We start from the raw sequence: 22,986 nt of genomic DNA, 5'->3' as shown, positions 1-22,986 counted from the left end.
TGTTCCCCAAGTCCTTTAGCGCAATCAGAAGGCCGTGCGCAATCTGTATGCGGTCGCATGCCGCGTTGCAGAACCCTTGCGCGATGCCGTTTTAACGACTAGCAAAACCGCGATTTCAAACCCGACCGGAGATATTCCAAATGGCCAGACCCAAGATCGCGCTGATCGGCGCAGGTCAGATCGGCGGCACGCTCGCCCACCTCGTCGCACTGAAAGAACTCGGCGACGTCGTTCTCTTTGACATTGCCGAGGGTATCCCCGAAGGCAAGGCATTGGACATCGCTGAATCCGGCCCGGCCGAAGGATTCGACGCCAAACTCAAAGGTACCCAGTCCTACGAGGATATCGCAGGCGCGGACGTCTGCATCGTCACCGCCGGTGTGCCCCGCAAGCCGGGCATGAGCCGCGACGACCTGCTGGGCATCAACCTCAAGGTCATGAAATCGGTTGGCGAAGGCATCGCCGCCAATGCGCCCGACGCATTCGTGATCTGCATCACCAACCCGCTCGACGCCATGGTCTGGGCGCTGCGCGAGTTCTCGGGCCTGCCCCACAACAAGGTCTGCGGCATGGCCGGGGTGCTGGATTCGGCCCGCTTCCGCCACTTCCTGGCGGAAGAGTTCAACGTGTCGATGAAAGACGTGACCGCATTTGTTCTGGGCGGCCACGGTGACACGATGGTGCCTTCGGTGCGCTATTCGACTGTCGCCGGCATTCCGCTGCCCGATCTGGTTGAAATGGGCTGGACCACGCAAGAGCGCCTTGATGCCATCGTGCAGCGCACCCGCGACGGTGGCGCCGAGATCGTCGGCCTGCTGAAGACCGGTTCGGCCTACTATGCGCCCGCCACCAGCGCCATCGAAATGGCCGAAGCTTACCTCAAGGACCAAAAACGCGTCCTGCCCTGTGCCGCCTATTGCGATGGCGAACTGGGCGTGAGCGGCATGTATGTCGGTGTTCCGACCGTGATCGGCGCAGGCGGCATCGAGAAGATCGTGAACATCAAGCTCAACGCTGTCGAACAGGAAGGCTTCGACAATTCGGTCAACGCCGTCAAGGGCTTGATCGAAGCGTGCAAGGGCATCGACGGCTCGCTGGCCTGACGAGTCGCATTCCGCAAAATCAGGATCGGCTCGTATCGGGCCGATCCTTTGCTGATGTCACCACCCGCAATCGGCGACATTGCAAGGCCGCACGACCCGGCCGGTTGATATTAGAGTCGGTTTTCAGCTTCTTGCTGGCGTTCCCACGTTTCGATCATACGGTAGTCAACAGCATAGAAGCGTTCGATGTCCCCCCGGATCGCGTCCGATACCGCAACCTTCAGTTTCGCCGATCTGTTTTCCCAGATACCGTGGTCGGCCGGTTCGGTGCCGGTTGCCTCGTCAACCCAATCAAATACCTGCGCCAAACCATCCTCGAACCTGAACAGCTTTGTATCAGGCACGACGAAGTCGGCCTGAGGTTTGATATGGTTGTCGAACGTGTATTCATCCCGTCCATACCGGTCAAAAGCCGCCTTGACCCAATCATCAAAGGGCTTCGGGTTCGCCTTGCCTGCGGCACGGTATCTATACTCGCTGACTATCCGGGACACCGGGTCGCGGAATACGGCAAAGGAGTGATCATAAAACTCGCGCGGAACCAATTTGGAGTGAATATGCGAATCCATGTGCTGAGCAACCGTGGCTGACCATCCCATTCTACGACCATGCCGCAGGGCAAGCGGGCCTTTCAGCGCCAGATATCTCTCAATGCTGGTCCCACCCGTTTTGGGAATGTGCACAAAAAACAGTATAGATTGAGATATCCGCGCAAGAGGCATGATCCACCAGTATGAAGCTCCGGCCTTGGAATCCGGCCTTGTTTGTCTTACCCCGACATTGCACAGGTCGGGATCTCTCTCAACACCATCGTTTGCAAGACAGCCAAGCCGAGTCGCACAGAGCGCTGTTTCCCAAGCCAACCATTTCCGTATGTGATCACACCTAAAAAACCTGTGATCACAAAACATAAAAATCTTCGTGAAAATCCCCCATTTCGGCAAAAAACCCTTTAAATCCGGATGCCGAACACGCCTATATCGGTGAAATCGCAGTCACACGGGACAGTTTCGATGAACATTCACGAATACCAAGCCAAGGCTCTTCTTCGCAGTTACGGTGCGCCGGTTTCCGACGGGCGTGTCGTTCTGCGCGCGGAAGAGGCGAAAACCGCCGCCGGTGCGCTCGACGGCCCGATGTGGGTGGTAAAAGCCCAGATTCACGCAGGCGGGCGCGGCAAAGGGCACTTCAAAGAATCCGACGCCGGCGAAAAGGGGGGCGTGCGCCTGACCAAGTCGGTCGAGGAAGCTGCCGAGGAAGCCAAGAAGATGCTGGGCCGCACTCTGGTGACGCATCAGACCGGCCCGGTCGGCAAGCAGGTGAACCGCATCTATATCGAGGACGGCTCGGGCATTCAGACAGAGATGTACCTGGCCCTGCTGGTGGACCGTGGCACCAGCCGCATTTCCTTTGTCTGCTCGACCGAGGGCGGTATGGACATCGAAGAGGTCGCCGCCGAGACACCTGAAAAGATCCTGTCCTTCTCGGTCGACCCGGCAACCGGCTATCAGCCCTATCATGGACGCCGCATCGCATTCATGCTGGGCCTCGAAGGCAAACAGGTGAAACAGTGTGTCGCGCTGATGGGTACGCTGTACAAGATGTTCGTCGACAAAGACATGGAGATGCTGGAAATCAACCCGCTGATCGTGACCGACGCGGGCGATCTGAAATGCCTCGACGCAAAGATGGGCTTTGACGGCAACGCTGTCTATCGCCACCCCGACATCGCCGAACTGCGCGACACGACCGAGGAAGACCCCAAGGAACTGGAAGCCTCCAAGTACGACCTCAACTACATCGCGCTGGATGGTGAGATCGGCTGCATGGTGAACGGTGCCGGTCTGGCCATGGCCACCATGGACATCATCAAGCTCTACGGGGCCGAGCCTGCCAACTTCCTCGACGTGGGCGGCGGTGCGACCAAAGAGAAAGTGACCGAGGCGTTCAAGATCATCACCTCGGACCCGAACGTCAAAGGCATCCTGGTCAACATCTTCGGCGGCATCATGCGCTGTGACGTCATCGCCGAGGGCGTTGTCGCCGCGGTGAAAGAGGTCGGCCTGCAGGTTCCGCTGGTCGTGCGTCTGGAAGGCACGAATGTCGAGAAAGGCAAAGAGATCATCAACACCTCTGGCCTGGACGTGATCGCGGCGGACAACCTGAAAGACGGTGCCGAGAAGATCGTTAAGGCGGTGAAGGGCTGAGACGGATGAAGGCTCGACTAACATCGGCTCTCTTTGCTTTGCTTTTTGCGACTGCTTGCCAAACTACGAACGAAACAAGCAGTGCGCAGAAAGCATGGGAAGAACAGCCGACAGTGGCATCAGCCATTGCTGATGAAATACCGTTGGCAAAAGAGTTCGTTGCCGCGGGTGCAAATGCTTGTGCGTCTTTCTTTCTGAAAGGAACACCTCTGTCGTCTTTGACCGATAGAGGTTTTAAAAAAACCATGTTCGGCTGGACCAAAGACCTTGGCAGGCCAAGTTTCCTTCTTCAGCGCAATTACGTTTCCGTACGCACTGTCGGAACGTCCGAATGTAGCGTGAACATTGGGGGAATGTCTTCGAACAACATTTACGCTTTTCGTGACATAGCCGACTCCACATGGTCCAAACGCGGCTTCAAGAGAGAGACGCGGCATTTTCAGAATGGCCGCAAGATCGACTTTTTGGTCAACGGCGGCACCGAGTTTGCTGCCTACACGAAATATGCAACCAGCAACCAGGGAAACGTCATCATTCTACAGTTCAACAGGTAGCACGATTGCGCCAACGGACATTCCCTTCCGGAACACCCAGCAGGATAGGACCACCTCCAAAACAGGTGGTCCCATCCTAGGATCAAGACAAGGAGACACCTAAAATGGCAGTCCTCATCGACGAAAATACCAAAGTGATCTGTCAGGGCTTTACCGGCTCGCAGGGCACATTCCACTCTGAACAGGCCATCGCCTATGGCACCAAGATGGTCGGCGGCGTGACCCCCGGCAAAGGCGGGATGGAACACCTGGGTTTGCCCGTGTTCAACTCGGTCCACGAGGCCAAGCATGTGACCGAAGCCAATGCCAGCGTGATCTATGTCCCGCCGCCTTTTGCGGCCGACTCGATCCTCGAAGCGATTGATGCCGAGATGGAAGTGATCGTCTGCATCACCGAAGGCATCCCGGTTCTGGACATGATGAAGGTGAAGCGCGCGCTGGAAGGCAGCAAGTCGCGCCTGATCGGGCCGAACTGCCCCGGTGTCATCACGCCTGACGCCTGCAAGATCGGCATCATGCCCGGCCACATTCACAAACGCGGGAGCGTGGGTGTCGTTTCCCGCTCGGGTACGCTTACTTATGAAGCTGTGAAACAGACAACTGACGTAGGACTGGGCCAATCCACCTGTGTGGGCATTGGCGGCGACCCGATCAAGGGCACCGAACATATCGACGTGCTGGAATGGTTCCTGGCCGATGACGAAACCACTTCGATCATCATGATCGGCGAAATCGGCGGCTCGGCCGAGGAAGAAGCCGCACAGTTCCTGGCAGATGAGGCCAGGAAGGGCCGCAAAAAGCCGGTCGCCGGTTTCATCGCAGGCCGCACGGCCCCTCCGGGCCGCCGCATGGGCCACGCGGGCGCGATTGTCGCCGGCGGCAAGGGCGGTGCCGAGGACAAGATCGAAGCCATGCGCTCGGCCGGGATCGTCGTGGCCGAAAGCCCGGCGCAGCTGGGTGAGGCTGTGCTGGAAGCGATTGGGTAAGCTGTGACTTGGGGCGGGAAATTTCTGTTTGGCCTTGTGGCTGCCATCTTGGCGGCCACAACCGTCCCTGCGGCTGCGAATGAAAAAAACTTTGCATCGGAAACCATCGCCGCCTGCCAGTCGACCACTGATTTGGCAAGTTTGACCGACACCCTCACAAAACTCGGCTGGATCGTTAGCGCGCCCGCGGATCTCGATGACCGCGCGATACGGTCATATGCGGCGACTTTTTTGTATAATCATCTTGGCTTCGGGGACGTTCCGAACCCCCGAATTGCGAGCACATGGGAGCAAGCAATCAAGAATGCGGCCGGTGTACGCAATCTAAAGCAGATCGAAACCTCGCAAAAGAAAGATCGTTGGTTTGTTCGGGAACAATCCGGTAGCGTCTTGCGTGTCGACAGTTTCGAGCACGAAGTCCACGGTCAATTATCCTGCCTGCTCGCGCTCAAAGATGAAGACTCTCCATTTACATTTCAGCAATTGCTGGGAGACACTGGGCGGGATCCACAAACGCTTCCACCTGTCTACCATCTTCGCCCGCAATCATCCGAGGGCAACGGACTCAAACGAAGTCTTAATGGGGCCATCCTGAACACAGAGCGTATTTCAACAGTGTCAGAATCTCACATAGATGTTGCAACTGTTTACTCAACGTTCACCTCAAAACACATGGAGAAGTCAGAATGACCTTCTCCGACGCCATCCGCACCTGTTTCTCCAAGTTCTTCACCTTCTCGGGTCGTGCCTCGCGACCCGAATACTGGTTCTTTTTCCTGTTCATCATGATCTGGAACATGATCGCCGGGATCATCGACTGGCAGTTCTTCACTCAGGTTGTAGTGACTGAAACCGAGACTTCCAAATCCGTCACGGCCATCTCAACAGGTCCGGTGCAGACCATGGTCAGCTTGATCATCTTTTTCCCGCATCTGGCCGTCGTGTGGCGACGCATGCATGATACCGGACGCAGTGGGCTTTATGCTTTGCTGCCAATCCTGCTGATCCTCGGTGCGCTGGCCGTTCTGGTTTTTGGTATCGGCCTAGCCAGCCAGTTCCACGGCGGCACGCTGGATATCCTGTTCACGCGGGCAACCCTGCTCATCGTTCTTCCGACACTGCTGGTTCTGGTTGTGTCGCCCCTCCTGGTCCTGTGGTGGTTGACCCGCCCCAGCCAGCCAGGCACCAATCAATACGGTCCCAACCCATATGAGGTAGCCCCATGACCGAACATACGCCCAACGACGTCTTTCACGCCTCCAGTTTCATGCAGGGGCACAATGCGGAATATCTGGAGCAGCTCTATGCCCAATACGCCAACGACCCCGGTGCCGTGGACGCGGCCTGGGGCGAGTTCTTTCGTCAGATGGGCGACGCCGATCTGGACGTGAAGAAAGAGGCGCAAGGCCCCTCCTGGGCGCGAACAGACTGGCCGCCGATGCCTGCCGACGACCTGACCGGCGCGTTGACGGGCGAATGGGCCGAGATCGACGCCAAGGCGGCGGGCAACAAGATCAAGGACAAGGCCGTCGCCACCGGCGTTGAGGTCAGCGAAGACCAGATCAAACGTGCGGTGCTGGATTCGATCCGGGCGCTGATGCTGATCCGGGCCTATCGCATCCGGGGCCATCTCGTGGCTGATCTGGACCCGCTGGGCATGCGCGCCAACACCCCGCATCCCGAGCTTGATCCCAAGACCTATGGGTTCACAGATGCCGACATGGACCGGCCGATTTTCATCGACAACGTACTGGGCCTGCAAATGGCCTCGATGCGGCAGATCGTTGAAATCGTAAAGCGTACCTATTGCGGCACCTTCGCGATGCAGTACATGCATATATCCGACCCGGCGCAGGCCGCATGGCTGAAAGAGCGGATCGAAGGGTATGGCAAGGAAATCTCGTTCACCCGCGAAGGGCGCAAGGCCATCCTCAACAAGATGGTCGAAGCCGAAGGGTTCGAAAAATTCCTGCACGTCAAATACATGGGCACCAAGCGGTTCGGTCTGGACGGCGGCGAAAGCCTGATCCCGGCGATGGAGCAGATCATCAAGCGTGGTGGTGCCCTTGGCCTCAGCGACATCGTCATCGGCATGCCGCACCGTGGCCGCCTGAACATTCTGGCCAACGTGATGGGCAAGCCCTATCGCGCGATCTTCAACGAGTTCCAGGGCGGCAGTTTCAAGCCCGAGGACGTCGACGGCTCGGGCGACGTGAAATACCATCTGGGCGCGTCCAGCGACCGCGAGTTCGACGGCAACACCGTACACCTGTCGCTGACCGCCAACCCATCGCACCTCGAGGCGGTGAACCCGGTGGTGCTGGGCAAGGTCCGCGCCAAACAGGATCAATTGGGCGATGTCGAACGCACCAAGGTCATGGGCATATTGCTGCACGGCGATGCTGCCTTTGCCGGTCAGGGGGTCGTGGCCGAGGGCTTCGGCCTTTCCGGGCTCAAGGGGCACCGAACCGGCGGCACCATGCATATCATTGTCAACAACCAGATCGGGTTCACCACCGCGCCGCACTTCTCGCGATCCAGCCCCTATCCGACCGACATCGCGCTGATGGTCGAGGCGCCGATCTTTCACGTCAACGGCGACGACCCCGAGGCGGTTGTGCATGCGGCCAAGGTGGCGACCGAGTTCCGGCAAAAATTCCACAAGGACGTGGTCATCGACATCTTCTGCTATCGCCGGTTCGGTCACAACGAGGGCGACGAGCCCATGTTCACCAACCCGATCATGTACAAGAAGATCAAGACGCATAAGACCACTCTCAGCCTTTACACAGAGCGGTTGGTCAAGGACGGCCTGATCCCCGAGGGCGAGATCGAGGACATGAAGGCCGCCTTCCAGGCGCATCTGAACGACGAGTTTGAATCGGGCAAAGATTACAAACCCAACAAGGCCGACTGGCTGGATGGGCGCTGGTCGCATCTGGACAAGAACAAGGATGACTATGTCCGTGGCGAAACGGCCATTTCCCCAGAAACTCTTGCCGAGGTCGGCGCGGCGCTGACCCGTGCGCCCGAAGGTTACGCGCTACACAAGACAGTCGGGCGTCTTCTGGAAGCCAAGGCGCAGATGTTCGAGACCGGCAAGGGGTTCGACTGGGCCACCGGCGAGGCGCTGGCATTCGGCTCGTTGCTGACCGAGGGCTACCCGGTACGTCTGGCCGGTCAGGACGCAACGCGCGGCACCTTCAGCCAGCGCCATTCGGGCTTCATCCACCAGGAAACCGAAGAACGTTATTACCCGCTGAACAACATCCGGACGGGACAAGCGCAATACGATGTGATCGACTCGATGCTCAGCGAATACGCCGTGCTGGGCTTCGAGTATGGCTATTCGCTGGCCGAACCCAACGCGCTGGTCCTGTGGGAGGCCCAGTTCGGCGATTTCGCAAACGGTGCGCAAATCATGTTCGACCAGTTCATCAGCTCAGGCGAAAGCAAATGGCTGCGCATGTCCGGTCTGGTCTGCCTGCTGCCACACGGCTTCGAGGGTCAAGGCCCCGAACACTCGTCCGCGCGGCTCGAGCGGTATCTGCAGATGTGCGGCCAGGACAACTGGATCGTGGCCAACTGCACCACGCCCGCGAACTATTTCCACATCCTGCGCCGCCAGTTGCACCGCACCTTCCGCAAACCGCTGATCCTGGTGACGCCGAAATCCCTGTTGCGCCACAAGCTGGCGATCAGCGAAGCCGAGGATTTCACCACCGGTTCCAGCTTTCACCGGGTGCTGTGGGATGACGCGCAAAAAGGCAACTCGGACACCAAACTGGTCGCCGACGACAAGATCAAGCGGGTTGTCATGTGTTCGGGCAAGGTCTATTTCGACCTGCTGGAAGAGCGCGACGCGCGCGGCATCGACGACGTTTATCTAATGCGGATCGAACAGTTCTATCCCTTCCCCGCCCATTCGCTGATCAACGAACTGGAGCGGTTCAAGCAGGCCGAAATGGTCTGGTGCCAGGAAGAACCCAAGAACCAGGGCGCATGGACCTTTATTGAACCCAATATCGAATGGGTCCTGACCCGCATTGGCGCGAAACACCCCCGACCGGCCTATGTGGGCCGCGCAACCTCGGCCTCGCCCGCGACCGGTCTGGCCAGCCAACACAAAGCCCAACAAGAGGCGCTCGTGAACGAAGCGCTGAGCATCGAAGGAAAGTAAGCGATGACGATTGAAGTTCGAGTACCCACGCTTGGCGAATCCGTGACCGAAGCCACCGTTGCCACCTGGTTCAAGAAACCTGGCGATGCCGTGGCAGTGGACGAGATGCTGTGCGAACTGGAAACCGACAAGGTGACCGTCGAAGTACCGTCGCCCTCGGCCGGCGTGTTGGGAGAGATCGTGGCCGCCGAAGGCGAAACCGTTGGCGTGAACGCCCTGCTGGCGACCCTTGCGTCCGGTGAAGGTGCGGCCCCGGCGCCTGCCGCGGCGGCAGAACCCGCAGAGGCCCCTGCAGCTTCGGGTGGCGGCGTTGATGTGATGGTGCCGACGCTGGGTGAATCCGTGACCGAGGCGACGGTTTCCACCTGGTTCAAGAAGGTCGGCGATACCGTCGCACAGGATGAAATGCTGTGCGAACTGGAAACCGACAAGGTGTCGGTCGAGGTTCCTGCCCCTACCTCGGGTGTGCTTGCAGAGATTGTTGCTCCCGAAGGCTCCACCGTCGAAGCCTCGGCCAAGCTGGCGGTAATCTCCAGCGCGGCCTCGGGCACATCGCGCGCACCCGCCGCCCCGGCAGCAGCAGTCACCCCGGCGGTTGCGACAAGCGGATCAAAGGACGTGGCCAACGCGCCTTCGGCCGAAAAAGCCATGTCCGAGGCCGGATTGACCGCCGGTCAGGTTCAGGGAACCGGCCGTGACGGACGCATAATGAAAGAGGATGTGGCCCGTGCGGTGGCAGCGGCCGCCGCCCCGGCGCCTGCGGCGGACGCACCTGCTCCGGCGGCACCAGCCCCACGCGCGCCTGTGGCCGCCGAGGATGCGGTGCGCGAAGAACGCGTGCGCATGACCCGTCTGCGCCAGACCATCGCCAAGCGCCTGAAGGATGCCCAAAACACCGCCGCGATCCTGACCACCTATAACGAGGTGGACATGACCGAAGTGATGGCCCTGCGGAACCAGTATAAAGACGAGTTCGAAAAGAAACACGGCGCACGCTTGGGCTTCATGTCCTTTTTCACCAAGGCGTGTTGCCATGCCCTGAAAGAAGTGCCGGAAGTGAACGCCGAAATCGACGGCAACGACATCGTCTACAAGAACTATGTTCATATGGGCGTGGCTGCAGGCACGCCGCAGGGTCTGGTGGTGCCGGTGATCCGGGACGCTGATACCATGTCCTTCGCCGCCATCGAAAAGGCAATTGCCGAAAAGGGCAAGCGCGCCCGCGACGGCAAGCTGAGCATGGCCGAGATGCAGGGCGGCACCTTTACCATCTCGAACGGTGGCGTCTATGGCTCGCTGATGTCCTCGCCCATTCTGAATCCCCCACAATCGGGCATTCTGGGCATGCACAAGATCCAGGACCGCCCAATGGTGATCAATGGTGAGATCAAGATCCGCCCGATGATGTATCTGGCCCTGTCCTATGACCACCGGATCGTCGACGGCAAGGGCGCGGTGACCTTCCTTGTGCGGGTGAAGGAGGCGCTGGAGGACCCGCGCCGCTTGCTGATGGATCTGTAATCATGGCAACGCACGTACTCTGGCAGGCGGATGTCGCCAATTTCGACGCCTGGCTCAAGGTGTTCCGCGAGGACAAGGCGATGCGTAAATCGGCGGGCATCCGTGACCTGCATGTCTGGCGCGACCCCGAACAAAAGGATCATGCGGTCGCTTTGTTCGAGGTCACCAATCTGGACAAGGCCAGGGCTTTCTTCGAGTCCGAGGAACTGGCCATGCACCACGAACGCGGCGGCATCGCGCATATCACGGTCAAGCTGTTGGAACCGGTTTGAATTTTCACGCAGCGGCCCGCCTTGGCGAGCCGGGCGAACACCGGGAGCACCCGGTCGAATTAGGAGAATGTAATGGCAAACTATGACGTCATCGTAATCGGCGCCGGACCCGGCGGATATGTCTGCGCCATCCGCTGCGCGCAGCTGGGGCTGAAAACCGCCGTGGTCGAAGGACGTGAAACCCTCGGCGGCACGTGCCTGAACGTTGGCTGCATCCCCTCCAAGGCGCTTTTGCACGCCAGTCACAGCCTGCACGAGGCGCAGCACAACTTCGCCAAGATGGGGCTGAAGGGCAAAAGCCCGTCCGTCGACTGGAAACAGATGCTGGCCTACAAGCAAGAGGTCATCGACGGCAACACCAAGGGTATCGAGTTTCTGTTCAAGAAGAACAAGATCGACTGGCTGAAAGGCTGGGGCAGCATTCCCGAGGCCGGCAAGGTCAAGGTTGGCGACGACGTTCACGAAGCCAGGAACATCATCATCGCATCCGGGTCCGAGCCGTCTTCGCTACCCGGTGTCGAGGTGGATGAAAAGGTCGTCGTGACCTCGACCGGCGCGCTGGAACTGGGCAAGATCCCGAAAAAGATGGTGGTGATAGGCGCAGGTGTAATTGGGCTGGAACTCGGCTCGGTCTATCAGCGTCTGGGGGCCGAGGTCACGGTGATCGAATTCCTCAACGTGGTCACCCCGGGCATGGATGGCGAGATCCAGAAAACCTTCCAGCGCACGCTCAAGAAACAGGGGCTGAAATTCGTCATGGGCGCCGCGGTGCAAAAGACCGAAGCCACCAAGACCAAGGCCAAGGTTACCTACAAGCTGCGAAAGGATGACAGCGAGCATGTCATCGAGGCCGACACCGTGCTGGTCGCGACCGGGCGCAAACCCTTTACCGAGGGACTGGGGCTCGACACGCTGGGCATCGAAATGACGCCGCGCGGCCAGATCAAGGTGGGCAAGGACTGGCAGACCAACATCAAGGGCATCTACGCCATTGGCGACGCCATCGAAGGCCCGATGCTGGCGCACAAGGCCGAGGATGAAGGCATGGCCGCCGCCGAGCAGGTTGCGGGCAAGCATGGGCACGTCAACTATGGCGTCATTCCGGGCGTGATCTATACCACCCCCGAGGTCGCCAGCGTCGGCGAAACCGAAGAAACGCTCAAGGAACAGGGTCGCGCTTATAAGGTCGGCAAGTTCATGTTCATGGGCAATGGCCGCGCCAAGGCGAACTTTGCCAGCGACGGGTTCGTAAAAATCCTTGCCGACAAGGAAACCGACCGAATCCTCGGCGCCCATATCATGGGACCGGCGGCCGGTGAATTGATCCACGAGGTCTGCGTCGCGATGGAATTCGGCGCATCCGCCGAGGATCTGGCGCTGACCTGCCACGCGCACCCGACCTATTCAGAAGCCGTGCGCGAGGCCGCCCTTGCCTGCGGCGACGGGCCTATACATAGCTGAACCTGACCTTGGGCGACCCGTGTTGCGCCGGGTCGCCTGCACCGGCCAGACAACAACTATTCGGCAGGGTGCCGATCTGCCTGATCCGAACCGGCAGTTTGTCGTTTCTTGCGGTTCATGACACGCCAGGCATCTTTGAACGGCACGAAATAAAGCTTCATACACGTGTCCAACTCGTGCCCGCGATCCTTGTCGGTGACCCCGAATTTCACATCTCTGTTGTCTTCGGGCATCACATAGGTGCCGAACAGAACATCCCAGACCGGAAACATGAAAGCGAAGTTCTTGTCGAGATGATCGGGATGACAACTGTGGTGCACGTGATGGTGCGCCGGTGACGGGAACACTTTCGACCACACTCCGGGCCACCGCAGCCAGATATGAGAATGGCGCAGATTGTACCCCACGATATTGAAAAGGAACATCAAAAGCGGCACACCCAGCAATGTTGGCAGGCTCGGTGTATAGCCCAAAAAGTTGAAACAGAACCCGGTAACAGCACCACTGCCCAAACCAATCGCGATCTTGTAGAAAAAGTTGTCAACCGGATGTTCGCGAAAATTGGACAGCGGGTGCATGACCTCGGCACTGTGATGCACCTTGTGGAACTGCCACAAGACCGGAATCTTGTGCTGAAGGTAATGAATGTAGAAGCCGATGAAATCCACAACCAGAAAAAACACCGTCATATAGACGATGGTTGCCGCAACGCCTTTCCATCCCTCAAGCGGCTGGACGGAGGTCGGGTCCAGTGCATTCACATCACCGATTGTCCAGTGATACGCCATGGCCGCCGCTCCGGCGAACAGCCCAAGCATCAGGAAATGCCCGATCAACTGGTGAAAGAAAAAGTACCGGACATCCAGCCAGGCCGAAGGGTGATTCCATACCTTTTTTGGAAAAAGAAACCTTAGAAAGCTGCGTTCGCCCTCGACTTCCAAAGTGGTCCGCCGCTTCAAAGTATAGACCAGAAACGCAATCAGGGCTGAACTCGCCAGATAGACGAAATAGATGCGGTTGCCTGGATCCAAAGGAAACAGGGCGACGTTACCTGCATGGTCCAGAAATGACCCCAGAAAGGATTTCAACTGCTGCATCGACGCCTCTGGTTTTTGTTAGTCTATCCATGATCTTCAAATTGTCCACCAGCGTGAAATTCACGTGACCAATTCAAGGCGACATGCGCAGCTACCACAATGTTCGCTCTGCCCGCGTTTTCCATGCGGAATCGTAGGGTGTGCCCCCCTCCTCACCGTTTGTCATTTCGGCCAGGATGTCACCCATGGTCGGCAACGCGCCGCTTTCGTCGCCGCCAGTCCAGGTTCTCGCGCGCATCAGGGCGCGGGCGCACTGGGTATATATTTCACTAATTTCGATAACGATGACTGTCGCAGGCAGGATTCCCTTCTTTTCGAACCGCGCCCGCAGCGCCTCATCCGAGGTCACGCGAGCATGGCCGTTCACGCGCACCACGTTGTTCGAACCGGGAACCAGAAACATCAGCGACACGCGCGGGTCCGTTACGATGTTGCGCAACGAATCCAAACGGTTGTTGCCGCGCCAATCGGGCATCGCCAGCGTACCGGGGTCCAATTCCATTGCCACCGGGCCGTCATCCCCACGCGGACTGCCATCGGTTCCATCCAGGCCCACCGTACTGAGCACACACAGGCGCGAAGCCATGATCCACTTGCGATAAAGCGGCGTCATCTGGCGCGCCACCTTTCGCAGCGACGGAGCGGCGGGAGTGCCGTAAAGCGCCTCGAGCGCCGCAATATCCTCAATGAACTCCATCTGGATCAAACCCCACTTCGCGCATCAATGCGTTCGACCGGCTTTCGATGGCCTCTTCCAGCTGAGCCATGAAATCACCACGTTCGACACCGGGTTGGATCGGAGTGAGAAACTCCACGATCGCATGGCCAGGTTTGCGCAGGATGCCCGTGCGCGGCCAGAACACACCCACATTGGTCGCCGCAGGCACGCAAGGATTGTTCAGTCCCTCATACAGCACCGCCGTACCCACCTTGTAGGGCTTGTGCACGCCGGGTGCCACGCGGGTGCCCTGCGGATAGATGATCAGCTGCCCGGGCTCTTCGAACTCTTTGGCGACATCCTTGACCATCCTGGCAATTGCGGCACCCTTCTTTCCCCGGTTTACCGGAATGCAACCCAGCCTTTTTGCATAAAGGCCGATCACTGGCGTCCACAGCAACTCGCGTTTCATGATGAATTTTGCATGTGGAACCGCGTCGAAGATCAGCAGGATGTCGAAAAAGGACTGGTGCTTGGCGGCGATCATCACCTCACCGGTCGGCACCATGCCACGCACTTCGCCGCGCAAACCCACCATCCAGCGCGACATCCAGATTGTCGAACGCGCATAGAGCTTGCAGGCCCTCAACGCCCCTCTTTTTGAGAACAGGGCATAAGGCGAAAAGAGAATGCCCAGAATCCCCATCCAGGCATAGATCACGATCACAAAGATCAAAGAGCGAAGCCATTGGAACGCAAATGCCACTACGAAAGCTCCTTCAACCTGCGATGCGCCGCGGCCCAGGTGGCGACAAAGGCGACAATCGCCCCCATAAGCGGGATCAGCAAGGGCAATAACCAGTCAACCCCACGAAAGCCCAGACCCGTAAGAAACCCACCGGCATCGGAGGCATCGGGCAAAAGCAGCACACCACTAATGCCCAGAAGAACACCGGCAGTCGATCCGATCAAGGCGCGAACAGCGAAGCGGCGCACGAAAGCACCCGCGATGAACCGGTCACGGGCCCCGATCAGACGCAGGACCTCGATCACCTGAGCATTGGCCGAAAGTGCCGCATTTGCCGCCAGCGTGATCATCGCTGCGGTCGCCCCGCCAATCAACAAAACGGAAACCAGTGCAAGCCGACGCAGCGCATTTGCCGCATCCACCAGGGGTTCCCGCCAGCGTGTGTGATCGTCCAGCACGGCGCCGGGCACTTCAGCGCTGAGCCTCAGGCGCAATCCGGCCGCATCATAGCCGTTTTCGTCCTTCAGTATCTCTATCAGTTGTGGAACCGGCAGGCTATCCAGCGGCAGGTCAGGCCCGAACCAGGGTGACAACAGCGCGGTTTGTTCCTCGGCCGACAATGCCCGCGCCGAGCCGACGCCGGGCGTCTGCCGCAGCACTTTCAGCGCCATTTCGGTCTGCGCTGCTCGTTGCTCTGACGGAGCGTTGATGCGCAGAGTGGCTGCACTCGCCAGTTCCGAAGCCCAGCGGTCGGCCAGCCGCCCGGCCGCCAGCGACAACGCCAGTGCGAACACCGCCAGAAAGGCCATTGCGGCAGAGACAAACACCGTCAGCCTCGCGGTAATGCCGGTCGGCGGTACAACGCGGTCAGCGCGCTTGTCGCCGCGCAGCATGTTTCGGATCGTTCCCTTGCTCACAGATCCGCCCCCGCAAGTTGCAGTCGTCGTTTGGAAATCCGCAATACGCGCGCCTGAATCTGTTTCTTTGCCGCGCGGATCAGGCTCAGATCGTGGGTCGCGATGACCACGGTCTTGCCCATCCGGTTCAGCTCGACCAACAGGTGCAGCAATCGTTGGGACATGTCCCAATCGACGTTGCCGGTTGGCTCATCAGCCAGCACCACGTCGGGAGACATGATTACCGCCCGCGCCAGGGCCACCCGCTGCCGCTCACCTCCCGACAGCTCCGGAGGGTGGGCATCCGCGTGTTCCCCCAACCCGACCCAATGCAGCAATTCGCGCAAGTTGGTTTCGTCTGCCTTAGGATCCTGACCGGACACCAGCAACGGAAGCGAGACATTCTCGCTTACCGACAAATGATCCAGAAACCGGCAGTCCTGATGCACCACGCCGACCCGCCTGCGCAAGACCGCCATCTGATCGCGGTCCAGATTGCGGATGTTCTGTCCGAAAACGCTCAATGACCCGGCGGTCGGAATTAGCGCCCCATAGCAAAGTTTCAGAAATGTCGTTTTCCCCGAACCGGAAGGGCCGGTCAGAAAATGAAACGAGCCCGGCGATAGCTGCACGGAAACTTCGCGCAGTAATTCGCGGCCACCGTAGCCGTAGCTTACATCTTCAAGCTCGATCAAGACCCGCTCCCGTTAATATTTTGGCCTTCTTGCCTCAGGCAGGTGTTGGTTTCAATGCCCGTACCGGTTAGGATTTGGTTCAGTTGCGGAATGAATCTGAAAACGCCCTTTGCCTACAGGTTGTAAATGACTATCATTCAGCAAAAAACCACACACACGCCACGAGCAAGGCCTGGAGGCAGTATGCGTCTTACATGTCCGAAATGCAGTGCCAAATATGAGGTGCCGGACGAGGTTATCCCGACCAACGGTCGTGACGTGCAATGCTCGAATTGCGACGAGATCTGGTTTCAGAATCATCCGGATCATCCCAGGGTTGAAATTCCCGGTGGCTCACCGGAACCGGCGAGACAGGAACCCTCGACCCCATCGCCGGTAGAAACCGCCTTGCGAGAGACCAAAGGACCAGCTCCCGAAAAACCCCAGGCGCCGCAAGCCGAACGAAGTGCTACGGCCACTACTGAACCCGAGCCAAAGCGTGAGCGCAGCCTGGACCCTGCCGTTGCCGACATCCTCCGGCAAGAGGCGGCTCGGGAATCAGAGCTTCGCGCCAAAGAGGCCGAGGCGCTGGAGACTCAGACAGAACTTGGGCTTGAAACAACTGTCAGCAGCCGACCGCCAAAAACCGAATCGAAAAAACCTGCACCCCCGATGCCACGCAGCAGCGCGTTGCCTGATGTCGAGGAAATCAATTCATCGCTCCGCAGCAGTGAAAGCGACAGAACCAGCGGAACAACCTCTGGGACAGGCACCAGCAACCGTGGGTCAACGGGTTTCTTACGCGGCTTTGCCCTGATTGTCATTCTGGGTGTGGGGATGATGATGGTCTATGGCAACGCCAGACAGATATCACAATCCATTCCCCAAGCCGACCCAATGTTGCAGGCTTATGTGACCATGGTCGATCAGGCACGCATTTGGCTTGAGGGCAAGGCCGCAGCCATTCAGCCCTGAGCCCGCTTCAATCCGGGCTCAGAATCGTTCCAGCAACCGCTTGAGATAGTCCAGTTCGATTTTCGGACGGTCGGTTTCCCCACTGCGTCTGCGGATCTCATCCAGCAGCTCACGGGCGCGGCGATAGACGTCATCACCATGCAGCAGGTTTTCTTCGGTCGAAATCGATCCACCCGCGCCCTGATTGCGCCCCAGTGGATCCCGTCTGCGGGCCTGCATCTCGCCAGCTTCGGTGCCTTGGCCCGGCTGACCCTGCTGTTCCTGCGCCAATGCCTCACCCAAGGCTCGCATGCCCTCGCGCAATGCGTCGATTGCCTCGGACTGGTTGTCGATCGCATCGGCAAACTCGTCGTTTCGCAGCGCCTCTTCGGCCTCTTCCATCGCGCGCCCAGCGCGCCCCAGCGCATCCCGCGCCTCGTCACCTTCGGGGGTCCCAAGGCCTGGCAGGTTCTGCTCTTGCCGACGCAACTCATCGCGCAAGGCCTGCTGCCGGTCTGCCAGCGAACCCTGACCCGGCTGGCCTTCTCCGGCCTGGTCACCCTGCCCTTGACCACCTTGGCCTTCGTGGCTTTGACCACGCCCCTGCCCGCCTGACTGGCCCTGATTGTTCTGGCTTTCGCCGGACTGGGCGCCGGGGTTGAACTGCTCCTGCAAATCACGGAACGCCTGATCGCTCAGCCCCTGTTGGTTGCGCAGGGTCTCTGCCAGCCCCTCCATCGCCTGCTGCCCCTCGGATTGTCCGTTCTGGCCCTGACTTTGAGTGACGCGCATGTTTTCCATCATCTGCTGGAATTCCTGCAACGCCTGCTGCGCCTCGGCCATGCGGCCCTGTTCCATCAACTCCTGAATGCGATCCATCATGCGTTGCAGGTCATCCTGCGTCATCTGCAAGGTTTCGCCATTTTGACCCTGTGGAGGTTGAGTGCCATCCTGCTGCGCCTGCCGCTGCAACTGACGCAGATAGTCATCCGTGGCCTCGCGCAGTTCTTGCATCAATTCCGCAATTTCCTGATCAGACGCGCCGTTTTTCATCGCTTCTGACAAACGCTCCTGTGCGCGGCGCATCCGCTCGAGCGCGTCGCTCAGCGTGCCTTCCTCGATGAGGATCGCCAGATCCCACAATGCCTGTGCAATCTCGGCCTGCTGCTCGGGCTGCAAGCCGAACTTGGTAAAGGTTTCAAGCCGTCGCAGCACCACCCGCAAACGCAGATAGGCAGTCTCGGAACGGAAAATATCCTCGGGCCGGTGTGAGATCGCACGCAATAATTGCGCCACCCGCGTGGCATTGGACTTTGCCCACAACAAATCCCGCCGTTGTTCGATCACCGCTGCCGCCAACGGATCGAAAAAGCGGCGGGCGGGCAGATCGGTCGAATATGGCACGGCAGTGGTTTGCTGTTCTGATGCATCCTGCGCCGAAAGTGTGATCTTCACCGGCAGATGGGCCCAAGGATGTTGCGAGAAGTCTTCGATCAGGTCTTCTTCGAAATCGCTGCGATCCCCGGCTATCGGCAAGGGCAACTGCACCGTTATCCTGTCCCGTGGTTCGGGATCGGCGCTCAATCCGTATCGGCGGTCGACCGCGGCCAGATCAAGCTCGATCACGGCCTCACCGCCAGTGACGCCAAAATCATCCTTGGCGGCAAAAGGCAGGATCATCTGCCCGCCGGCTTCCGACTCGGCAGCGCCCGTCACCTTGATCCAGGGGGCCCGGTCCGGCACCACGTCGATGACCCATTCCCGGCCACCCGGCCCCTCAACCTTCAAAACACCGGATCGGTTCGAAAGAAACTCCTGTTCGGGTTCGCTTGCATCCTGCGTCCCCGTCTCCGACACCGTCTCGGTCAAAGACAGCACTCCGACCTGCCCGTAAAACCGCAATGTCACGCGGCTTCCTTCGGGCACTTCGACTGCTTCCTTCGGCAGATCAGCCAGATAGAGCGTCGGCCGCCCGGTATAGCGCGGCGGCTCGATCCAGCCTTCCCAGGTCGGCCCTTGCGCCGCCGTCGCCGCGCCCGGCGTCATTTCGGCGATCGAGCCGGCACGCCAAAGCGACCCGAACAGCACCGCAACCACCAGGGCCACCAGCGCCGAGTATCTCAGGGCATAAGGGTCGCGCGCGGCCAGATTCAGATCAGGCCTGACCGGCGCCGCCCGCGACGCGCGTGCTGCCATCCTCTCCTGATGGGCACGCCACAACACGACCGAAGCCCGATCAAGTGTCCCGATCGCCTGATCATCCAAAAGCGCCTGAATCGGGCGGCCCGGAAGCGTTTCGTCCAACCGGCTTAGGACATCGACGTATCGCGGCCAGCAAAACCGCCTGATCCCCAGTACCAGCGCAACCAACAAGCCCAGACCGGCAATCGCAGCCGCGACCCACACCGTCTCGGTCGATACAAGGTCATGAATACCCAGCATCAGAAACGCAAGCGCGGCCATCACGATGGAAATCGCCGGCCAGAACGACCGCAACACCTGTTCGGCCACCATGCCCCCGCGCGTCAGCCACAGGGTCAGTCTGGGAACCGGTAATGGAGTTCTGGCGTTCACGACGGGCCTCCTGCCAGGGCCCGCGCGGTCATCGCGTCAAAGCCACTCGGGTATGGTATCGCGGTTTATGATTTCGTCAAAGGTCGGACGCGCACGAATAACCGCGAATTGATCCCCATTGACCATAACCTCCGGGATCAATGGGCGCGTGTTGTACTCGCTCGCCATCACCGCCCCATAAGCCCCGGCGCTGCGAAACGCGATCAGGTCACCCGGAGACAGCGGCGGAAGATCGCGTTGCTTGGCAAATGTATCGCCGGTTTCGCAGACTGGCCCGACGATGTCATATCGCTGTTTTTCCAAACCCGGCTCAGGCTCCGACACCGGATCGATATCGTGATGCGCCTCGTACATCGCGGGGCGGATCAAATCGTTCATTGCACCGTCGATGATCAGGAAATCGCGCCCCTCTCCGGACTTTACATAGATGACCTTGCTGACCATCAACCCGGCATTGCCCGCGATCAGGCGACCGGGCTCGATCTCGATCTCACAACCCAGATGGCCCAGTTTTTCCTTGATCAGCGCGCCGTATTCCAACGGCAGCGGCGGTGCCGCGTTCGAACGGGTATAGGGAATGCCAAGCCCGCCGCCCAGGTCCAGCCGCCGGATATCATGCCCCTCGCCGCGCAGGCGCTCGGTCAGCTCTGCCACTTTCTGATAGGCCTGTGCAAACGGTTCCAGATCGGTCAGCTGCGAGCCGATGTGAACGTCAATGCCAACCACTTCCAGACCGGGCAATCCGGCGGCATGGGCATAAACTTCGGACGCACGCGAAATCGGTATGCCGAACTTGTTCTCGGACTTGCCGGTCGCAATCTTGGCATGGGTCTTGGCGTCCACGTCCGGATTCACCCGCACGGTGATCGGCGCAACCTTGCCAAGCTCCAGCGCAATCGCGTTGATCACCTCCATCTCGGGCTCGGACTCGACATTGAATTGTCGAATGCCACCGCTCAGCGCGATCCGGATCTCGTCCGCTGTCTTGCCGACGCCCGAAAACACGATCCGCTCACCCGGCACACCAGCCGCTTTGGCACGCAGGTATTCACCGACTGAAACCACGTCCATCCCCGCGCCCGCCTGCGCCAGCGTTTTCAGGATCGCCTGATTGCTGGCTGCCTTCATCGCATAGCAGACAAGGTGGTCGGTGCCCCCCAGCGCCTCATCGAACAGCCGGAAATGCCGCAGCAGCGTGGCCGTCGAATAGACATAGAACGGGGTACCCACCGAAGCGGCGATTTCGGTTATCGGAACGTCCTCGGCGTAAAGCGCGCCGTCGCGGTACAGAAAGTGATCCATGTGCCCGCGCTTAGACCAAAAGAGGCATAAGGATCAAATGATTCCGCTTAAAGCTCGCCTCAGAACCTGTGCGAGCCGCCGACCCGCGCATAGCCGGATATCCGGATGCCTGGTTGCGACGGTTCCCCCTGCGCCTGAGACGTCGAGGGCGGTTTTGATGCCGTGCTCGGCTCACACGCAGCCAGAGCAAGAAGTGACATGATCAGAGCGATGAATTTCATAACGTCTTCAGAACCCGAACAGAACGCTGACCGGCCCCTTCTGCAGGCCGACAGCCCCCGCTGTATAGATTCCGCTGTTCGAAATGCCCACGCCCGCGTTCAGTGTCGGCTGCACCGGTTCACCATCCGCACCGCAGCCTGCGAAAAGCAACGTCAAAACGAGCAACGGAATGGTTCGGATCAGGGTCATGCAATTGCCGCCTTCCACCGTTCGATCTGGCTACGCACCTGCGACGGAGCGGTGCCGCCATAGGACTGACGCGAGTTTACCGAATTTTCCACGCCAAGGACAGAATAGACGTCGCCGGTGATCCCGGCATGGGCCGACTGCATCTCGTCCAGCGACAGGTCCGGCAAGTCGCAGCCTTTCTTTTCCGCCTGGGCCACCAACGCGCCGGTGACGTGGTGGGCATCGCGGAACGGCAGGCCCAGCACCCGCACCAGCCAGTCGGCAAGATCGGTGGCCGTCGAAAATCCCGACCCGGCAGCAGCCGCAAGACTATCGCGGTTGGCTGTCATGTCCCTGACCATGCCCTCCATCGCCGCAAGCGCCAGCATCCAGTTGTCGGCGGCATCAAAGACCTGTTCCTTGTCTTCCTGCATGTCCTTGGAATAGGCCAGTGGCAGCCCCTTCATCACCATCATCAGCGCGGTGTTGGCGCCAAATATCCGGCCCACCTTGGCCCGGATCAGCTCGGCTGCGTCGGGGTTCTTTTTCTGCGGCATGATCGACGACCCGGTCGAGAACCGGTCGCTGAGGATCACAAAGCGGAACTGGGCCGACGACCAGATCACCAGTTCCTCGGCAAACCGCGACAGATGCACGGCGCTGATCGAAGCCACCGACAGGAATTCCAGCGCAAAGTCACGATCGCTGACGGCATCCAGCGAATTCGCGGCGGGACGGTCAAAGCCCAACGCCTCGGCCGTCATGTGCCGATCAATCGGGAAAGAGGTACCCGCCAGCGCCGCTGCTCCCAACGGCGATTCGTTCATCCGCGCGCGGGCATCGCGGACGCGGCTCAGGTCACGGCCAAACATCTCGACATAGGCCATCATGTGATGACCCCATGTCACCGGCTGTGCGGTTTGCAGGTGGGTGAAGCCGGGCATGACCCAATCGGCCCCGGCCTCGGCCTGCGCCAAAAGCGCGCGGATCAGGGCCAGAAGACCGGATTCGGCGGCATCCAGCTGGTCCCGAACCCAGAGTTTGAAATCTGTCGCCACCTGGTCATTGCGCGAGCGACCCGTGTGCAAACGACCCGCCGGTTCGCCGATGATCTCCTTCAGCCGCGCCTCGACATTCATGTGAATGTCTTCCAGCGCGGTGGAAAACTGAAACTCTCCGTCCTGAATTTCTGACAAAACGGTGAGCAGCCCTTCCCGAATGGCCTTGGCGTCACTATCACTAATTACGCCCGTCGCGGCCAGCATGGCGGCATGGGCCCGAGAACCGGCAATGTCTTGCGCCGCCATCCGCTTGTCGAACCCGATCGAAGCATTGATTGCTTCCATGATCGCGTCAGGACCGGCGGCAAAGCGGCCGCCCCACATCTGGTTCGAGGATTGATCGGTCAT

The 22,986-nt window shown here is 59.6% G+C and carries 21 protein-coding genes; 11 read left to right on the top strand and 10 right to left on the bottom strand.

Features of this window, described 5'->3' with window-relative positions; genetic code table 11:
- Window positions 1-140: 140 nt before the first annotated feature.
- A complete protein-coding gene (gene mdh / locus AC2FMY_RS11490; protein ID WP_480748730.1) occupies window positions 141-1,103 on the top strand; it encodes a malate dehydrogenase in 963 nt (320 codons plus the stop codon).
- Between the two features lie 110 nt (window positions 1,104-1,213).
- Here the strand turns inward: mdh and AC2FMY_RS11485 are convergent, their stop codons facing one another.
- Window positions 1,214-1,825: a sulfotransferase family 2 domain-containing protein gene (locus tag AC2FMY_RS11485; RefSeq protein WP_496807423.1), complete on the bottom strand. Its 612-nt coding sequence runs from the start codon at window positions 1,823-1,825 to the stop codon at window positions 1,214-1,216.
- Window positions 1,826-2,116: 291 nt separating this feature from the next.
- On the opposite strand from AC2FMY_RS11485, the gene sucC reads away from it, so the two are divergent.
- From sucC to lpdA, 9 genes are all read left to right on the top strand, one after another.
- Window positions 2,117-3,310 carry an ADP-forming succinate--CoA ligase subunit beta gene (gene sucC, locus AC2FMY_RS11480; protein ID WP_480748729.1) on the top strand — a complete coding sequence of 398 codons (1,194 nt, stop codon included), beginning with the start codon at window positions 2,117-2,119 and terminating at the stop codon, window positions 3,308-3,310.
- A gap of 5 nt (window positions 3,311-3,315) precedes the next feature.
- A complete protein-coding gene (locus AC2FMY_RS11475; protein ID WP_496807407.1) occupies window positions 3,316-3,864 on the top strand; it encodes a hypothetical protein in 549 nt (182 codons plus the stop codon).
- A gap of 104 nt (window positions 3,865-3,968) precedes the next feature.
- On the top strand, window positions 3,969-4,850 hold the full coding sequence (gene sucD / locus AC2FMY_RS11470; RefSeq protein ID WP_496744506.1) for a succinate--CoA ligase subunit alpha: 882 nt from the start codon (window positions 3,969-3,971) through the stop codon (window positions 4,848-4,850).
- Window positions 4,851-4,898: 48 nt separating this feature from the next.
- Window positions 4,899-5,540 carry a hypothetical protein gene (locus tag AC2FMY_RS11465; protein ID WP_496807406.1) on the top strand — a complete coding sequence of 214 codons (642 nt, stop codon included), beginning with the start codon at window positions 4,899-4,901 and terminating at the stop codon, window positions 5,538-5,540.
- On the top strand, window positions 5,537-6,076 hold the full coding sequence (locus AC2FMY_RS11460; protein WP_496744510.1) for a DUF805 domain-containing protein: 540 nt from the start codon (window positions 5,537-5,539) through the stop codon (window positions 6,074-6,076). The genes AC2FMY_RS11465 and AC2FMY_RS11460 overlap by 4 nt, the downstream gene beginning before the upstream one ends.
- Complete coding sequence (locus tag AC2FMY_RS11455) at window positions 6,073-9,030, top strand: 2-oxoglutarate dehydrogenase E1 component (RefSeq protein ID WP_480748725.1); 2,958 nt, start codon at window positions 6,073-6,075, stop codon at window positions 9,028-9,030. The genes AC2FMY_RS11460 and AC2FMY_RS11455 overlap by 4 nt, the downstream gene beginning before the upstream one ends.
- 3 nt (window positions 9,031-9,033) lie before the next feature.
- A complete protein-coding gene (gene odhB / locus AC2FMY_RS11450) occupies window positions 9,034-10,551 on the top strand; it encodes a 2-oxoglutarate dehydrogenase complex dihydrolipoyllysine-residue succinyltransferase (RefSeq protein WP_496744511.1) in 1,518 nt (505 codons plus the stop codon).
- A gap of 2 nt (window positions 10,552-10,553) precedes the next feature.
- Window positions 10,554-10,823, top strand: coding sequence for a hypothetical protein (locus tag AC2FMY_RS11445; RefSeq protein WP_480748723.1), 270 nt, complete (start codon window positions 10,554-10,556; stop codon window positions 10,821-10,823).
- Between the two features lie 72 nt (window positions 10,824-10,895).
- Window positions 10,896-12,284, top strand: coding sequence for a dihydrolipoyl dehydrogenase (gene lpdA, locus AC2FMY_RS11440; RefSeq protein WP_496744513.1), 1,389 nt, complete (start codon window positions 10,896-10,898; stop codon window positions 12,282-12,284).
- Between the two features lie 56 nt (window positions 12,285-12,340).
- On the opposite strand, the gene AC2FMY_RS11435 is transcribed toward lpdA, so the two are convergent.
- The 5 genes from AC2FMY_RS11435 to AC2FMY_RS11415 form a co-directional block, all read right to left on the bottom strand.
- Window positions 12,341-13,381, bottom strand: coding sequence for a sterol desaturase family protein (locus tag AC2FMY_RS11435; protein ID WP_496744514.1), 1,041 nt, complete (start codon window positions 13,379-13,381; stop codon window positions 12,341-12,343).
- A gap of 91 nt (window positions 13,382-13,472) precedes the next feature.
- The gene (locus AC2FMY_RS11430; RefSeq protein WP_480748720.1) at window positions 13,473-14,078 is read right to left on the bottom strand and encodes a pyridoxamine 5'-phosphate oxidase family protein; all 606 of its coding nucleotides are present in this window, start codon (window positions 14,076-14,078) and stop codon (window positions 13,473-13,475) included.
- Entirely contained in the window at window positions 14,065-14,805 is a 741-nt protein-coding gene (locus AC2FMY_RS11425; protein WP_496744516.1) for a lysophospholipid acyltransferase family protein, read from the bottom strand. Before AC2FMY_RS11425 ends, AC2FMY_RS11430 begins: the two co-directional genes overlap by 14 nt.
- Window positions 14,805-15,680, bottom strand: coding sequence for a cell division protein FtsX (locus AC2FMY_RS11420; protein WP_496744560.1), 876 nt, complete (start codon window positions 15,678-15,680; stop codon window positions 14,805-14,807). Before AC2FMY_RS11420 ends, AC2FMY_RS11425 begins: the two co-directional genes overlap by 1 nt.
- Before the next feature lie 20 nt (window positions 15,681-15,700).
- On the bottom strand, window positions 15,701-16,378 hold the full coding sequence (locus tag AC2FMY_RS11415) for a cell division ATP-binding protein FtsE (RefSeq protein ID WP_496744518.1): 678 nt from the start codon (window positions 16,376-16,378) through the stop codon (window positions 15,701-15,703).
- 183 nt (window positions 16,379-16,561) lie between these two features.
- On the opposite strand from AC2FMY_RS11415, the gene AC2FMY_RS11410 reads away from it, so the two are divergent.
- Window positions 16,562-17,332 carry a zinc-ribbon domain-containing protein gene (locus tag AC2FMY_RS11410; protein WP_496744520.1) on the top strand — a complete coding sequence of 257 codons (771 nt, stop codon included), beginning with the start codon at window positions 16,562-16,564 and terminating at the stop codon, window positions 17,330-17,332.
- An 18-nt stretch (window positions 17,333-17,350) separates the two neighbouring features.
- Here the strand turns inward: AC2FMY_RS11410 and AC2FMY_RS11405 are convergent, their stop codons facing one another.
- The 4 genes from AC2FMY_RS11405 to argH all read right to left on the bottom strand — a co-directional run bounded on the left by AC2FMY_RS11405 (window position 17,351) and on the right by argH (window position 22,986).
- Window positions 17,351-19,885 (bottom strand): TIGR02302 family protein, encoded by a 2,535-nt coding sequence (locus AC2FMY_RS11405; protein ID WP_496744522.1) that lies wholly within the window; start codon window positions 19,883-19,885, stop codon window positions 17,351-17,353.
- A 36-nt stretch (window positions 19,886-19,921) separates the two neighbouring features.
- Window positions 19,922-21,187, bottom strand: a complete 1,266-nt coding sequence (gene lysA / locus AC2FMY_RS11400; RefSeq protein WP_496744524.1) for a diaminopimelate decarboxylase — start codon at window positions 21,185-21,187, stop codon at window positions 19,922-19,924.
- A gap of 228 nt (window positions 21,188-21,415) precedes the next feature.
- The gene (locus AC2FMY_RS11395) at window positions 21,416-21,598 is read right to left on the bottom strand and encodes a hypothetical protein (protein WP_480748713.1); all 183 of its coding nucleotides are present in this window, start codon (window positions 21,596-21,598) and stop codon (window positions 21,416-21,418) included.
- Complete coding sequence (gene argH, locus AC2FMY_RS11390; protein WP_496744526.1) at window positions 21,595-22,986, bottom strand: argininosuccinate lyase; 1,392 nt, start codon at window positions 22,984-22,986, stop codon at window positions 21,595-21,597. Before argH ends, AC2FMY_RS11395 begins: the two co-directional genes overlap by 4 nt.

This window comes from Ruegeria sp. YKSE079 (genome assembly GCF_059612845.1).
Note: the sequence above shows the minus strand (reverse complement) of the source record. Positions and strands in the feature narration are given on the sequence as shown.